The 15655-nt window shown below is 26.9% G+C and carries 14 protein-coding genes; 7 read left to right on the forward strand and 7 right to left on the reverse strand.

The features are described 5' to 3' along the window. Positions 1–8 precede the first annotated feature (8 nt). Positions 9–239 carry a hypothetical protein gene (locus CG473_RS02460; RefSeq protein WP_133509950.1) on the reverse strand — a complete coding sequence of 77 codons (231 nt, stop codon included), beginning with the start codon at positions 237–239 and terminating at the stop codon, positions 9–11. 382 nt (positions 240–621) lie between these two features. On the opposite strand from CG473_RS02460, the gene CG473_RS02465 reads away from it, so the two are divergent. After that, a complete protein-coding gene (locus CG473_RS02465) occupies positions 622–891 on the forward strand; it encodes a helix-turn-helix domain-containing protein (RefSeq protein WP_094254734.1) in 270 nt (89 codons plus the stop codon). Between the two features lie 277 nt (positions 892–1168). On the opposite strand, the gene CG473_RS02470 is transcribed toward CG473_RS02465, so the two are convergent. Then, positions 1169–2239, reverse strand: a complete 1071-nt coding sequence (locus tag CG473_RS02470) for a hypothetical protein (protein ID WP_094254735.1) — start codon at positions 2237–2239, stop codon at positions 1169–1171. A gap of 503 nt (positions 2240–2742) precedes the next feature. On the opposite strand from CG473_RS02470, the gene CG473_RS02475 reads away from it, so the two are divergent. The 3 genes from CG473_RS02475 (at position 2743) to CG473_RS02485 (ending at position 5914) form a co-directional block, all read left to right on the forward strand. Next, the gene (locus CG473_RS02475) at positions 2743–3177 is read left to right on the forward strand and encodes a V-type ATP synthase subunit I domain-containing protein (protein ID WP_094254736.1); all 435 of its coding nucleotides are present in this window, start codon (positions 2743–2745) and stop codon (positions 3175–3177) included. A gap of 462 nt (positions 3178–3639) precedes the next feature. Then, entirely contained in the window at positions 3640–3858 is a 219-nt protein-coding gene (locus CG473_RS02480; protein WP_094254737.1) for a heavy-metal-associated domain-containing protein, read from the forward strand. After that, entirely contained in the window at positions 3845–5914 is a 2070-nt protein-coding gene (locus CG473_RS02485) for a heavy metal translocating P-type ATPase (protein WP_094254738.1), read from the forward strand. Before CG473_RS02480 ends, CG473_RS02485 begins: the two co-directional genes overlap by 14 nt. Positions 5915–5974: 60 nt before the next feature. Here CG473_RS02485 and obgE read toward each other — a convergent pair whose 3' ends face one another. From obgE to CG473_RS02500, 3 genes are read right to left on the reverse strand one after another with little or no spacing between them, the layout of a single operon-like run. Then, positions 5975–7243 carry a GTPase ObgE gene (gene obgE, locus CG473_RS02490; RefSeq protein ID WP_094254739.1) on the reverse strand — a complete coding sequence of 423 codons (1269 nt, stop codon included), beginning with the start codon at positions 7241–7243 and terminating at the stop codon, positions 5975–5977. 3 nt (positions 7244–7246) lie between these two features. Beyond that, positions 7247–8926 (reverse strand): endonuclease/exonuclease/phosphatase family protein, encoded by a 1680-nt coding sequence (locus CG473_RS02495; RefSeq protein ID WP_094254740.1) that lies wholly within the window; start codon positions 8924–8926, stop codon positions 7247–7249. A 6-nt stretch (positions 8927–8932) separates the two neighbouring features. After that, complete coding sequence (locus tag CG473_RS02500; RefSeq protein ID WP_094254812.1) at positions 8933–9403, reverse strand: deoxycytidylate deaminase; 471 nt, start codon at positions 9401–9403, stop codon at positions 8933–8935. 356 nt (positions 9404–9759) lie between these two features. Between CG473_RS02500 and CG473_RS02505 the strand changes: the two genes are divergently transcribed. From CG473_RS02505 to CG473_RS02515, 3 genes are all read left to right on the forward strand, one after another. After that, entirely contained in the window at positions 9760–10134 is a 375-nt protein-coding gene (locus CG473_RS02505) for a hypothetical protein (protein ID WP_094254741.1), read from the forward strand. A gap of 146 nt (positions 10135–10280) precedes the next feature. After that, entirely contained in the window at positions 10281–11132 is an 852-nt protein-coding gene (locus CG473_RS02510) for an HAD family hydrolase (protein ID WP_094254742.1), read from the forward strand. After that, positions 11125–11973 carry an HAD-IIB family hydrolase gene (locus CG473_RS02515; RefSeq protein ID WP_094254743.1) on the forward strand — a complete coding sequence of 283 codons (849 nt, stop codon included), beginning with the start codon at positions 11125–11127 and terminating at the stop codon, positions 11971–11973. The genes CG473_RS02510 and CG473_RS02515 overlap by 8 nt, the downstream gene beginning before the upstream one ends. Positions 11974–11987: 14 nt before the next feature. Here the strand turns inward: CG473_RS02515 and CG473_RS02520 are convergent, their stop codons facing one another. Together CG473_RS02520 and CG473_RS02525 are read right to left on the reverse strand one after the other, a co-directional pair. Continuing rightward, on the reverse strand, positions 11988–12689 hold the full coding sequence (locus tag CG473_RS02520) for a hypothetical protein (RefSeq protein WP_094254744.1): 702 nt from the start codon (positions 12687–12689) through the stop codon (positions 11988–11990). A gap of 28 nt (positions 12690–12717) precedes the next feature. Further along, positions 12718–15486, reverse strand: a complete 2769-nt coding sequence (locus CG473_RS02525) for a cation-translocating P-type ATPase (RefSeq protein WP_094254745.1) — start codon at positions 15484–15486, stop codon at positions 12718–12720. Positions 15487–15655: the final 169 nt, after the last annotated feature.

A 15655-nucleotide genomic window follows, 5' to 3' on the forward strand; every position in this document is an offset into this window, starting at 1 on the left:
TTTGACTCTTATTCTAAATAACCCTCCTCATTTCGAATTTTTTTATAATGCTCCCTATTATTTAAATTTGAAAACAATCCTTCGAAATCATTTGATACTTCAGTTAAATTTTTGACATTTTTTTCTGTTTGAATTTCAACTTTGTAATTACTGGAAGATATGCTAATAGCTCCAGAGATTGAACTTACACCGCCTATTATAGGCAGTATGAGCGAAATAAATTTTCTTTTGTGATTCATTGCGAACATCCTTAAATTATTTTTTTAGTTTATTTCTCCTTTTCTAAGCGAATTATCCCATTTTCCAATTTTTAATTCTTAATTTATTGAAATACAAAAAATTAGGGGATGTATGTAGCGATTTTGAACAAAAAAAGAAGTTTTTAATTAAAATATGACAAAGCTAACAATTCGAAACAAAAAATTTTGCGAAGCACAAAAGAATTGAAGCTAAAAAATTCAAGTTACAATTTATTTAAAAAATTTTTGAACAATCTAATAGACAAATAACTAAAGAATTGAAAATTTGCCCCATTGAAATTTCAATAAGGGAACACTTAATTAAAAAAGTGTTGCATTTTTTTATAATTAAAAAAATCCCCACCGACTAAGAAGGAGACTTATGAATTATTCACACATATATTATAGCGATAGATTGAAAATTGAACTAATGTTTAATCAATTAAAATTATCAATTAGAAAGATAGCTGAAAAACTTAAAATTAGTTCCTCGAGTGTTTCGAGAGAATTAAAACGCAATACAAATGAATATGGTTTTTATCTAGCAAAAGATGCGGAAAAAATCGCAGTGGAGAAAAGTCAGGTGAAGAGCATTTCATATTTCAGTAAAATACTAAAAATTTACTTCGATTTTTCTCGAAAAATTTGATAAGAAATATCACGGAATTAAGGCTACAGTTCATTACATAAAAGGGAGCTAACAATAATTAACGATCTTAGCAGAAAGAACCGTTTTTATTATGAAAAATGACTGGTCCCAAATCGCACGTACCCGGCCTTATTAAATTAGAAAAAATGATTTATGAAGTTAAAGGTTATTCATTTTTTAAATTCTAAAGCATACTCACTCTTAAATTAAATGCCCTTTATTTTAAAAAATATAAGTTTTTATTCAAAAAGTGTTTGTTCTCGCTAATAATTCATTTCTTTTATCCAGAAAAATCTTCAATTAGTGTCGAAAAATCTCTGAGATTGTGCTCTTTTACATTTAATGAATTAATGTCTTTTATTCCAATTGATGATTTATTTATGACTGTGATTTTTGTTTTCATTTCATATCAATTGTATTTCACATATGGTTGGTAGTAAGGGTAATCTCCTTCTTTTCAGCGTGATTCAATCAAATTTACGGTTTCTAATCAATTTATTGATTTGTCTTGGTTTGTTACTGAACTCAATTGTCTTATTATCAAATCACCTTTTGTCAAGTCTGCCTTAACATCGATTACTATGTCATTTTCAGGCATTGCCGATAGAATAATAAAATTGTCTGTAAAAAATTCATTATTGATTCCATTGAAATCTTCTAACTCATCTACAAATACATTTTTGTCTTTTAATAGATTTTTAATGATTTCGGACATACCTAAATCTTGTATCTCATTTTCTCTTATAGTTATATTTTTTGACAAAAATTCTTTAAACTGACCAAATGATTTGATAAGAATGTGATTACTTTCTGTTGATTCCATCACTCTGGTTTTATTAGTATGTGGCGATCTGTTCTCAATTATCAATTGATTTTCAAATAGCTTTTTGATAATGCTGGATGGTAAGCTACTTAGAATTTCCGAATTTGCTATTGTATCTATAAATCCAGAATAAAATAAACCATTATATTTAAGATCTAAGCTTTCCACACTTCTCTTTTGAAATTTATATTCTCCATTATTTTTAATAAGTATATGATTGTTATTAAAAATTGCTTTTAAGCCTCTTTTTTCATCCAATGTATCAACTCTATCTAATGATAAAAATGACATTGAAAGTCTATTTGCAATTTCTTCATTAGTTACTATTTTTTTTATTGGATTTTTATCTTTTATTGGTTTTATAACTCTTCCATCTGTATCTGCTGGATTTTTAATTGGATTTTTAATGTTGCTACTTGGTGGATTTTCAATTTGCTGATTACAAGAAACCAATGAGATAAATGAAATAACTGATATAACATTAAATAGTGTTAAATATCGATATTTTTTATTAAAATTTATTTTCATATTAAATATGTATAAGAAATTTTGTCAACATACTTGTACAATTTTTTGTTTTTCATTGTAGTAAGTCTTTTGACTCTTATTCTAAATAACCCTCCTCATTTCGAATTTTTTTATAATGCTCCCTATTATTTAAATTTGAAAACAAGCCTTCGAAATCATTTAATACTTCAGTTAAATTTTTACATTTTCATCTGTTCTAATTTTAACTTTGTAATTACTGGAAGATATGCTAATAGCTCCCGAGATTGAACTTATACCAACCATTAAAGGAAGTATAAGCGAAATAAAATTTTTTTGTGATTCGTTACGAACCTCCATAAATTATTTCATTTAGTTTAATTCTCCGTTTCTAAGCAAATTATCTCATTTTCTAATTTTTATTTCATAAACTTATTAAAATGTAGAAAAATTTTGAAAGTATTTTTCTCCCATTATTTATTAAAAAAAATATGCGTTTTTTCGGATAAGGATATTTTTTTGCATTTATAAGTAGGAGGGCACAAATGGAAAAAACAAAATCAAACCAAGCAGCCAAATTTAATGAATTTATTAAAAATCACAGTGACGGAAACACGATTGTAATAGATTCAATAGAAAAGTGAAGGGCATTATATGACTGACACGGAAAAGAAATTCAATTCAGAGTACTAAAAGATCACCGGCTTGAATTGCTAACATTATTTACTTACAAAGGTAAATATGCAAAAAACATAACTTATAAAGATTGAGTTTCACAATCTATTAAAGATATTACAAGTAAGGCTTCAGAACTCGAAGAAAAGGTTAAAAATGCGGAAATAAGAATCCGTTATTTAGAAATGAAAGTTAAAGAACTTGAAGAAAAACAAAAAAGAAATGAAAGTGACATTTTTATTCTAAAAGAAATACACCAAAAAATTTCTAGTGATGTTGCAAGGCTAAAAAGTTATCACAATTAATAAAATAAATAAAGCTTTAAATAATAATTAATGCAGCAAACAAATTGTTTTCGTTTTGCAAATAAATTAAAAGAATTGTTGTCTAAATTTAGAAGATGACAGTTCTTTTAATTCGCATCAGTATTGCTTAATACATTGATAAGTTGTAATATTTTTTTAGGAAATTGTAATTATTTGCAATTTCCTAAATATTAGTAACTTCATATTTTTAATTATGGCCGTTTAATTGTTAATTTAAATTTACATAAGTCATAATTTAAGTAAAAAATCTTAATTAATTATTTGCTCCTATTTTTTTGCTTGCAGAATGATTTATATTTTGATAAGTGAATTCAAAGTAAAAAATTTAAAAATATGCTAAAAAATTAAATAATGTCAAAAAAACATTGAAAAAGTGCATTTTTAAAATTAAAACACTATAATCAAGTTAAATAAATTATCAATTAATTCTAAGGAGTAGAAATGGAAATTATTAAATTAAAAATCGACGATATGCACTGTACTTCATGTGTATTTTCAATTGAAAAAATATTAGCAAAATTTGTTAAGGAATCTGGTTTAAAATTTACTCCGAATGTAGCAAAAAAGAGCTTAAAAATCGAATATGATAAATCTAAAGTGTCTAAAGAAACAATACTAGAAGCATTTACAAATAACGGTTTGCCATATGAGGAAATTTAGAAATAGATATTATCAAGTAATTAATAAAAAATATGAGTTTTACTTTGCTTGGATAATAGCAATAAGTCTATTATCCATTTTTATTGCAATGATTGTAGGTTCGGTTCGGGCTAGTTTTAATGATATGACTCTTATGCATCAACTTGAACATCCTGCTTTATTGATATACATGCTTATAGCAGCTACATATATTCAATTTTGAGTAGGATACAATTATTATTCTTTAATGTATAAAGAACTGTTTATCTGAAAATCACTTGGTATGAATACTTTGGTGGGGATGTCAACTCTTGTTGCATATTTGTATTCGGTTGTAGTTATGATTATGCGCTTTAGCAATTTGCAATTAGCTTTTCAAATGGAAATAGCTTTTGAAGCTGGAGCCTTAATTATTATGATTTTATTATCAGGTGATAAGATTGCTGATTTCATTAGAAATAAATCAATTAGTGATTTAGATGCTTTAGAAAAATTAAAAAGCAGAAACGCAATAAAGTTAGTTGATGGTCAAAATATAGAAGTAAGTGTTAACGATTTAATGATCGGTGATTTAATAGTAGTTGCAAAAGGTGCACTAATACCAGTTGATTCTGTAGTTGTAAAAGGACAAAGTGATTTTGATGAATCACTTTTAACTGGTGAATCATTACCAATTCATAAAAGTATTGGAGATAAAGCTATTTCTGGATCGATAAATTTAAATAATTCTGTAATTTTGAAAGTAGTCCGAATTGCACAAGATTCTTATATCAATCAAATAGTTGATAAAGTAGAAGAAATTCAGTCACAAAAAGGCAAAATCCAAAAACTTGCGGACAAAATTGCCAAATGATTTACTCCAACTGTAATTATTGTTGCTATTTTGGGATTTATTATTACTTACTTTTTAGGTGATAAATTAAACACAATTTATACACAAGCGGGCTTGGATACACATTTTTTAATAACCTGAAATTCAAATGCAATTAACGCAAATGCAGCAAGAATTTCATCTTCATTTTATGTTTTAATTTCTATATTGATTGCAGCATGTCCTTGTGCTATAGGTCTGGCAATTCCACTTGCTTTAGCAGTGGGTGTTTCAAAAGCGGCAAAAAGTGGAATTAGCGTTAATAATATTGAATCATTTGAAAAAATAAAAGAAGTTAAGGCAATTGCATTTGATAAAACTGGAACTATAACAACCGGTAAATTTAATGTCAATAAAGTTATTAATACAAGTGAGGATGAAGAAATATTGAAAACATTGGAAATGAATTCACTACATCCACTTGCAAAGTCAGTGGTTCAATTTTTAAATGATTATAAAAGCGTAGAATTGCAAGATATTAAAGAAGAGGCAGGAATCGGTGTATTTGGAAAATTTAACAATTTTGAATACTCAGCAACTAGTTTGAATTATGCTTTACAAAATAATTTCAATTTTAATGCAGTTAGTCAAAATACACTTAATGATGGAAGTGCAATTGTTTTTGCAAAAAATAACACCGTAATCAATGTCTATTTATTAAAAGATGAATTAAGAAAAAATACTACCCAGGCTCTAGCTAAATTAAATAATTTGAAAATAAAAAGTTTTTTAATAAGTGGCGATAAACTTGCTAACTACAAAAGAGTTTCGCAAGATTTAAATTTTGAAAGTACTTTTTTTGAAGTTAGTCCTGAACAGAAAGCTCAATTAATTGTTGACATAAAAAAAGAACATGGAAATACAGCATATGTAGGTGATGGAATTAATGATTTACTTGCTTTAGAAACAGCTGATTTTAAGATAACTTTTAATGAAGCAAGTGAAGCTGCTAAAAAAATTAGTGACATAATTTTATTAGATCCTGATTTGAATAATGTAAATGAATCAATTAAAATTGTTACTCAAATTAGAAGATTTGTAAAAAGCAATTTTGCGTGGGCATTTATTTACAACATCTTAGTTTTACCAATTTCGGTAATTGGCTTTATAAACCCGATTTTAGCTGCTTTATTAATGTCTATGAGTTCAATTTCAGTAGTATTTAACTCTTTGATTTTTAGACTAAGAAAAGTTAGAAAAGACTAGATATCTAAAATTAAACATATTATCAAAAAACCTGCTGATAAAAAAGCAGGTTTCCTAATTTTAATCTAATCTATCGTTGTAACTTCAACTAAATTCATGTGAAAAAATTCTAATTGTATCATTTTCTTTTACACCCATTTTTTGTAATTCATTTCAAATCCCCATTTTCTTTAAAATAGAATTAAATCTTCTTCAATTATCATCTGTAGTTAAGGGAATTCTATTGTATCAATATTCAACTTTTGAACCAAAAATATCGTAATCACCTTCATAGTTTTTTACAATTTCAAAATCTGGGTCATATGTAAATTCAACTTCTTTAGCTGTTTCTGCAGACGCTAAAGGTTTGTTAATTTCAACAAGCATTTTTCCAATTTCTAATTTTAATTTGTGTAGATCCGTTTGTAATAAACCAGAAGTTTTAAATACTTTTTTGTCAGGATATTTAGCTTTAAATTTTTTAAAATTAGCTTCGAAATCTTCTAAATCAAGTTTGTTGGCAATAATTATTTCTTCACGTTTAGTTAAATTGTTATCAAATTGATTTAATTCAAAAATTATTCTTTCATAATTTTCTATAACATTGATATTAGGAGTTCCAAAATCAATTACGTGTGCAATTAATTTACAGCGTTCAATATGTTGTAAAAAATTTAAACCTAATCCTTTACCTTGACTAGCACCTTGTATTAACCCAGGTAAATCAGCTACAACAAAGGAATTATCTCCTGCATCTACCATACCTAATTGAGGCACTAAAGTGGTAAAAGCATAATCTGCTATTTTAGGTTTAGCATTACTTATTACACTTAAAAGAGTGCTTTTGCCAGCATTTGGCAAACCAACAAAACCAACATCAGCTAATACTTTAAGAACTAATGTTAAATTTTTATTTTCACCTGGCATTCCTAATTCGTTTAAACGTGGTGCTTTATTTCTATCGGTTTTAAATTTAGCATTACCTCTACCACCTTTACCACCTTTAGCAATTAAATATTGATTTTCATCAATTACATCAGCAATTATTGAATCGCCTTCATAAACTAATGTACCAACTGGAACTTTAATAAAAGTATCTTCTCCATTAGCACCATAAAGGTTTTTTCTACCACCTTTTACTCCATCAAAACCAATTATATGCTTTTGTAAATATAAATGTAATAGTGTGTTTTTTCCTGTATCTCCGACAAAGTAAATATTACCACCGTTACCACCGTCTCCTCCTGAAGGACCACCTCTATCTACGTGTGCTTCTCTTCTAAAAGCGATCATTCCGTCTCCACCTTTTCCGGCTTTGACATTTAGTTTTACTTTATCGATAAATTTCATTTACTACTCCGTTTTAGCTTTTACTTTTACCTCATCACTTGGTATTATGCTATTTGCTACTTTTTCATCACCATCTTTTTCATCAGTTGAATTGAGAATAATATCGAAACTAACACTCGTATGATCGCTAATTATGTTCCCGAAGTAATCTTTTTCATTAGAATATTTTTTACCACGTTCTTTATCTTTTGCATCTTTAAATGCATCTCAATCAACTAATTTACTATCAGCTATAGAAAATAAATCTCATTTTCTTGCCGCTCTAGCTTGTAATGAACCTTTGTAAAAAATTTTATCATATGGGTTTGCATATTCACCAACTTTACTACTTAGAGTTGTAGCATCTTCTTTAGAATCATCAAATAAATTAACATACCCTTCATTAATTAAAGTTTCAAATGCTTTTGCTTCATTTCCCTGTCTAATATTAGTATCACCAAGAATAATTATTTCGTCATTTACGCCATCTATTCCATCAAATCATTTAGCTACTTCAGATAATTGTAATGCTTCTTCAACTTCTTGATTTCCTTGACCAGATAATTTAGTAGTTGCTAATTCGACTCTACTTTTATTTGTACCAGTATATTTACCAGGCGAATCTAGATGACCAGCAATAATTGTAAAATCATTGACAATATTACCTATAGTTTGAAATTTCATTCCAAAAGGCGGTCTTGCATAAATATAATCAATTTCTTTTTCAAATCTGCCTTTTCATGGCTCATTAATGTAGGCTTTACCAAAATCAGAATCTCCTTGGAATTTTAGAGGTTCTACTTTTGAACTTTTAAATAAGAAAATTATCCATTCTTTTTGAGATTCTTTGCCTTTACCTGATAATTGTGGCGAAATGAATCCATTTCATTTTGATTCTGGATCTAATTTTCTTAAACTTGTTAAAAGTGCATTAAGCGCTATTACATTACCTTGAGCATCTTTTTTATCATTTGAAATTTCATTAGCAGCAACAATATCAAAACCTTCACTAACCATTACTTTTGTTAAAATCTCAGTTTTATTTGCTTGTTTTTCATCACCACTATAATTCAATAAATTTCAAGAAGCAATTTTAATTTTTGTTGCTTCAATTGTCTCGTTATTTTCACCATTTCCAGGTTTAGGATCAGTTGTACCATCTTTAGGTGTTACTGGATTTGAGCTTTCATTACTTGGATCTTTTGGTGCAACCGGATTTGGATCACTTGGCTTTTCTGGCTTAGTTTCCTTATTATCAACTGGTTTTTTGTCATCAACTGGACCTTTATCTTTTTTATCAATATCAACAGGATTGGGTTGTTGGATAACTTCGACTATTTTAAAGCCGCTTATTTCCAATGTTACAAGTAAATAACGATCAGTTAAGTTTGTATCAGTAACTTTTACAGCAATATTTTTCTTACCTTCTTGATCGTTGTTAGTTGTAGAAACAATAGTTGCATTAACATTTGATTGTAAATTTATATCTAGATTTGTGTATTTGATTACATCGCTTCACGAACCAATAATGATTTCAGATGCAGTTAATGTATTATATTTTTGTTTTAATGTTACTTCACTATTTATATTGGTGATAAAATTTTTAAAATTATCAACGTTTGGATTACATGAGATTGCAATTGATGCAATTGGCATTACACTTATTAATGAACTACCTAGTAAAAATTTTGTTATTTTCTTCATTTGTCCTTACTTTCTTATTTCAACTTCGAAATGTTCTAATTGTTCAATTTTCACGTTTGAATCATTTAGAATCTTAAAAGCTACTTGTCCTTCTTCGGTATCTAAATACATGTTCGAATCATAATAAACTTTTGTAATGCCTGCTTGCGCAATCATTTTAGCGCAATTAAAACACGGAAATAAAGTAGTATAAATACTAGTTCCTTCAATATTAGCTTTACTATTTAATATTGCATTCATTTCAGCGTGAATTACATAAGGATATTTATTATCAGCAAAATTTTTCATATCTCTAGCTCAAGGTAAATTATCATTACCTTGTGGCATTCCGTTGTAGCCTAAACCGATAATTCTATTACGATCATTTACAATTACTGCGCCAACTTTGGTGTTAGGATCTTTAGACCTTAAGGAGCTAATTTTAGCTAAAGACATAAAATATGTCTGTCAATCAATTGGTATTGTTTTATTATTCATATATATATATTTTAAATTATTTTTTATGCTTCTTAAAATAGACAAGAAATATTGCAATTTTTTGGAAAAAATAAAAAAACGCTTATTTGAATAAGCGCTGAATATCATTGTCTGAAAAAAGCTAGTTCTTGCTTCGCAGACAGCTAAACCATTGGTTTAGCGGCAACCCCCTCGGGATTAGCTAAGACTATATTAACACAATAATTGCTAATATGGTATTTTTTAAAGAAATATTGCAATTTAGTTGAAATTTTGGAATTTTTTAACCTAATTTTTCTTAGACAATAAAAAATTTTGCTACTTTTTTCGTTTAAGGGTAAATTTTTGCATTTATTAATGTGTAATAAGGAGAAAATATGTCAGCAAAAAAAGAAAAAGACAAACATGAATTTGAAAAATTTTTGAAAATGCATAACATAAACGAAACTGGAGTTATAAATTCTAGAAAAAAATGAGACCAGCTATATAGCTGAAATAATAAACCAATCGAATTCAGTATACTGGAGGATTATCAAGTTAAAATTGATAGTACATTAAGATATAATGGTACTAGCATGAGAAATTTAAATTTTGAAAAAGAAGTATTAGTAATATTGGGTGAACTTAGAAACGATATTAAAATTTTGAAAGAAGACGTTGCTATTTTAAAGCAAGATGTAGCAATGCTAAAAGAAGAAGTTGAAATTTTAAAATCAGATGTTTCAGTGTTGAAACAATTTCATAACATATAAATCTAACTCATATTTTGGGCAAATTTTAATTAGAATTTTCAAAAAGACAACATTTAGTAAATTTTAAATTTTTAAAATCCATTTTCTATTTTTATTAACATCATTTCATTAATACAAGTTTGAATTAATTTTTGTAAAATTGAAATATGAATATAAAAAATTTTAAAACTTTTATTTTTGATCTTGATGGTACTTTATATGATTCAACTCATAAACTTCATCCAGAAAATATTAAACTAATACAAAAATTAAATGAAGCAGGAAAACAAGTTATTTTAGCTACTGGAAGAAGTATTAATTTGATAAAAAAAACTTTGACTGATGTAGATAGTGATTTTGCAACAATATCAATTAATGGTGGACTAGTTAAAGAATTTAAGACTGGTAAAATAATTCACCAAGAAAAAATAAGCGATAGTGATTCATTAGCAGTATTAAAACTTTTGAAAAAGTATAATATTGAAACTGCCATTTACACTGAAAATGGTCTTGTTTTCAATGTTGAGCTATCAAAAACTGATTCATGAGTTATAAAGCAAAACTGAGAAAATGCTGATTTAATAGAAAATGCAATAATAACAATTATTGATCAGCCAGAATTGATAAAAGGACACTCTGTGATGAAATTTGATATTTCTACTCAAAAAGTTAGTGCATATAATTTTAAAAAATTTCAAAATGAATTAGAAAGTAGTTTTTTAGATTTAATTGGCTATTTTTCTTCACCGTATGTTTTTGAATTAATGCCTAAAACAGTTAGTAAAGGAAATGCAATTAAATCAATGGCAAATTCTGGAATTATAAATTTAACAACAACCATTGCTTTTGGAGATGAAGCAAATGATATTTCAAGCGCGCAAATTGTTCCAAATTTTGTAGCAATGGCAAATTCCAATCCACTACTTTTAAGTTATGCAAAATATAAAACTGAATATACAAATAATGAAGCTGGTGTTGCTAAATTTATAAAAACTGTTATGGGGTTTGACTATGATTAAAATTAATGAAATTGATAATTTTATTTTTGATTTAGATGGAACATTGCTTGACAATGATTCAAAACTTTCTAGTCAAAGCATTTCGATGATTGATAAATTGCATAAATTAAATAAAAATATTTTTATTGCAACTGGAAGAAGTGTTTGTCTAATCACAAAACTAATTGCGCCATTAAATATCAAATTACCTATTTTTTCATTAAACGGAAACTTAACTGCAACTTCAAATCTAGATCGTATTTTTATCGAAAATAAAATGGATAAAAAAATTGTATTAGAATTTTTTGATGTTATGAAAAAAGAAAATGTTCCAAGTATTTTGTATACAAATTCAAATGTTTGACTTGTTAACCCTAATGAAATGGATGAAGTAAAAGTTTTACATAAAAAATTTGTAGATGAGCAAAACAAAATTAAATATGATTATTCCCAAATAATTCAAGTTAATTCCTATGATAAAGTTGATGCAAGTGAAATTATCAAGATTGAAATTGATACAATGCATTTACAGGCCTACGCTCTTGAAATTATCAATAGAGTTGCTTTTAAAAATCGTGAAATCATTAATGGTTATTTTGGATTAGTGGAAAAATTTGTAATTCAAAATAGAAATTTAAACAAAGGTTTAGCTGTAGAAAAAATTTTTAGCAACCTAAAACTAGATTTGAATAAAACAATGTCTTTTGGTGATGCCAAAAATGATGTACCATTGGCACAGATTGTTGCTTTTCCGGTTGCTATGAAAAATTCACATAAGGATTTAAAATCCGTTTCTAAATATGAAACAGAATTTTCTAATGATAAATCTGGAGTTGCAAAATTTATTGAAAAAATGTTTTAAAAAAACGGAATAAATTAATTTTCCGTTTTTTTAATTTCCTCTGTATCTATAGCTTTTTTTATTTTAGCACGATTAAATATTCTTGTTAATACAACAAAAAATAGAATGCTGATATTAGCTAAAATGATAACTATAAACATAATAAAACTAAATGGTTCAAATTGAGCAAATATAGAATTCATGCTATCAATTTCTGCTTGCGCTGCTGCTTGTGATGAAAATGCATTTAATAATGATGCATCATTTGCAATTTTTTGTAGATTGTTAAAATGTGTGCTTATATTTACTAAATTAGTAATTATAAAAGAAGTATAAATAAACAATATAACTGCCATAGCTGCAAAAAGAGCAATATTTACTAAGTATAAAATTTTCGAGTAAAACTTACGCTTTTTAAACAACATTACAATTAAAGTTATAAATGATATAAATGCTATAAATGTAATTAATGCACCAGCAGCAATTATGGCACCATTACTAATGAAAATAGAATTTTGGATTCTATCTCCTTCATTACCTGTAAGTCAACCTAAAATTTGAACTATACTTCCAGTGAATGTAAATGAATAATCTGTACCGCCTGCTGTTAGTATATATTGACTATTTACTGATATATTCCAATATGAAATTACCAAAATTGGAATTGAAATTAGTGCAATTAAAACCGCAACAACTATGTTAAAGTTTGCACCTCTATTTATTTTCTTTTTCTTCACTATTTAATTACTCCAATAAAATTCTACTTTATTTTTCAGCGATTTTCAAATGTGTTAAACCTAATTCAATTGGATTATTTTTTTTGTTAAAAAATAGTTTGTAGATTTCCATAACTGGAAAAATAGCTAAACCAAAACCAATTGAAATAATTCATAAATATCAATGATTTCCATTTGCTAAATCACCCGGCATATGAAATAGTCTTGATAATGGTCCGATTAATAATGCTATTAATATCATTATGAAACTAAACATAACTGATGATAAAACTATTCATGAATCTTTAAGATTAACTTTAAAAATTGATGATTCACTAATTAAATTTATGCTATTGAATACAGCAGCAAAACCAACAATTGCAAAACCAACAAAAGAACCATATAAATTCATTAATTCGCCTTTTGAAGTACTTTCGTTACTAATTAATAATTCTGCAATTTGAATGTCTGACATGTTCTTAATATATTCTATTCCTAGTGCATAACCTAGAAGCGCTAAAATTGATATAAATATACCTTGTCATATTAAATCAATACCCATTCTTCTTGCAAATATACTTTCATATTTTGAATATGGTTTTTGATTCATTACATTATTTTTGCTTTTTTGTAATCCTAAAGCAACTGCAGGAAATCCGTGAGTAAGTAAATTAATTCATAGTAATTGGCTTGCACTAAAAATAATAAATTCAGTTGAAGCAAAATAATTTTTATATACAAGACTAAAAACAATCATTCCTATAAATGCAACAACTAATTCTATTAAAGAAGTGGTAATTAAATTCTGAATTACTCTTTTAATTTTTAAGTAGATTTGTCTTCCGTTTTCAATAGCTTTAACTATAGTTGCAAAATTATCATCAACTACAATCATGTCAGCTGCATCTTTGGATACTTCCGTTCCTGTTATACCCATCGCTGTTCCTACATCAGCAGCTTTTAAAGCAGGTGCATCATTTACACCATCACCGGTCATTGAAACAACATGATCATGCTTTTGTCATGCTTTAACAATTCTTATTTTATTACTTGGAGAAACACGAGCATAAACTGTATATTTTTCAATATTTTTACTTAATTCTTCATCGGTTAATTTTTCAAGTTCTGTACCAGTTATTGCGCTGTCTCCTTCATTAAATATTTTTAATTCTTTAGCAATTGCAATAGCTGTATTTACGTGATCACCAGTTATCATTATTGTTTTAATTCCGGCAGCAATATTTTCTAATATAGCTTGTTTTGCTTCTTCACGCGGAGGATCAACCATTGCAATTAAGCCTACAAACTCAAGATCATGCTCATCTTCATGAGTTATTTTCTTATCCAAAGGAAGAACTTTTTTTGCAACAGCTAAAGTACGGTATGCTTTTGATGAAAATTCATTAATGCTTTTTTCAATTAAATTAATTTGTTCTTTTGTTAATCCGTTAATTCTATTCAAAATAACATCAGGAGCTCCCTTTGTAATTAGTATATTTTTCATTCCAATTTTATTTACAACAGACATTAGTTTTCTGTCACTATCAAATGGTAAATGTGAAATTCTAGGGTATTTTTTTAATAATTCATTTTTATCAATTTTATTTTCTAAAGCAAATTCGAGAATACTTGTTTCGGTTGGGTCACCAATTTTTATTAATACATTTTTTATATCATCAAAACTTACATTTGCATCAGTACATAAACTTGATAATGTAAATAATTCATTTTTTAAATCAATTGAATTAGATTTTTTAAACCCTTCTTTTAATGTAAATCAATTAACAATAGTCATTTTATTTTGAGTTAATGTACCTGTTTTATCACTACATAAAATTGACACATTTCCCAAAGTTTCTACTGTCTGTAAATTCTTGATTATAGCTTTTTCATTAGCCATATTTTTCATACCCAATGTCATAATTATTGTTGTAAATGTAACTAAACCTTCAGGTATTGCAGCTACTGCTAATGATACTCCGCCTATTAAAGCTATGCTTCAGGTATTAGCAATATTTTTTACATCTAATAAAACAATTGAAGCAATAAAATAAGCTATAAAAAGTACAATTCCAGTTCAAAAGAAAATTTTTCCTAATTTTTCTAATTTGATTTCAAGAGGTGTTTTTATTTTCTTTTCATTGTTTACTAATTGAGCAATTTTACCAACTTCACTATTAACTCCAACATTAATTACTTGTGCCACACCACTACCATTAATTACTGAAGTACCGCTGAATATTATATTTTTTCTTTCTGCTAGTGCTAAATTTGAATAGTCTTTATCACTTGCATTTTTTTCAACTGGTAATGACTCACCCGTTAATATAGATTCGTTAATTTTTAAATGAGCTGAATTGATAATTTTAGCATCAGCAGGAATTTTATCCCCGCTTTCAAAAATGATAATATCTCCTACTACCAACTCATGACTAGGTATAATAATTTGTTTTAAATTTCGAACTACTCTAATAGAACTTTCATTTAATTTATTAAGAGATTTGACTGCCTTATCAGCTTTTACAGTTTGAAATGTACTTATAGCACCATTAACTAAAATCACAAAAAGTATAATAAAACTTTCAAAGTAACCTATTGTTGTTTCAATTGCAGAAGTTGTTGCTAAAGTTGATTTGTAAATTGTTAAACCAAGACTGATAAAAGCAGCTACAAATAACATGATAGTCATTAGGTCAAATAAAGATAATATAAATATTAAAAATATTGATTTGTCTTTTTTTGAAGGCAATATATTCTTGCCATATTTTTCTCTATTTTGAATTATTTCGGAATCATTTAAGCCAGGTAAATTTGTCATGATTTAATTCTCTCATTTTTTAAAAATTATTTGTAAAAATGCCATGATATTAAAGGAATAAAAAAAGAAGAAATATAAATTTTATGACTTTTAAAATTAAGCGTAAATTCACGTAAAAATTTATTAAAAAAAATTACATCTTTAAAAACACATTAAATATAATCGAGTC

The organism is Mycoplasma testudineum (assembly GCF_002245785.1).
Lineage (GTDB): Bacteria > Bacillota_I > Bacilli_A > Mycoplasmatales > Metamycoplasmataceae > Mycoplasmopsis_B > Mycoplasmopsis_B testudinea.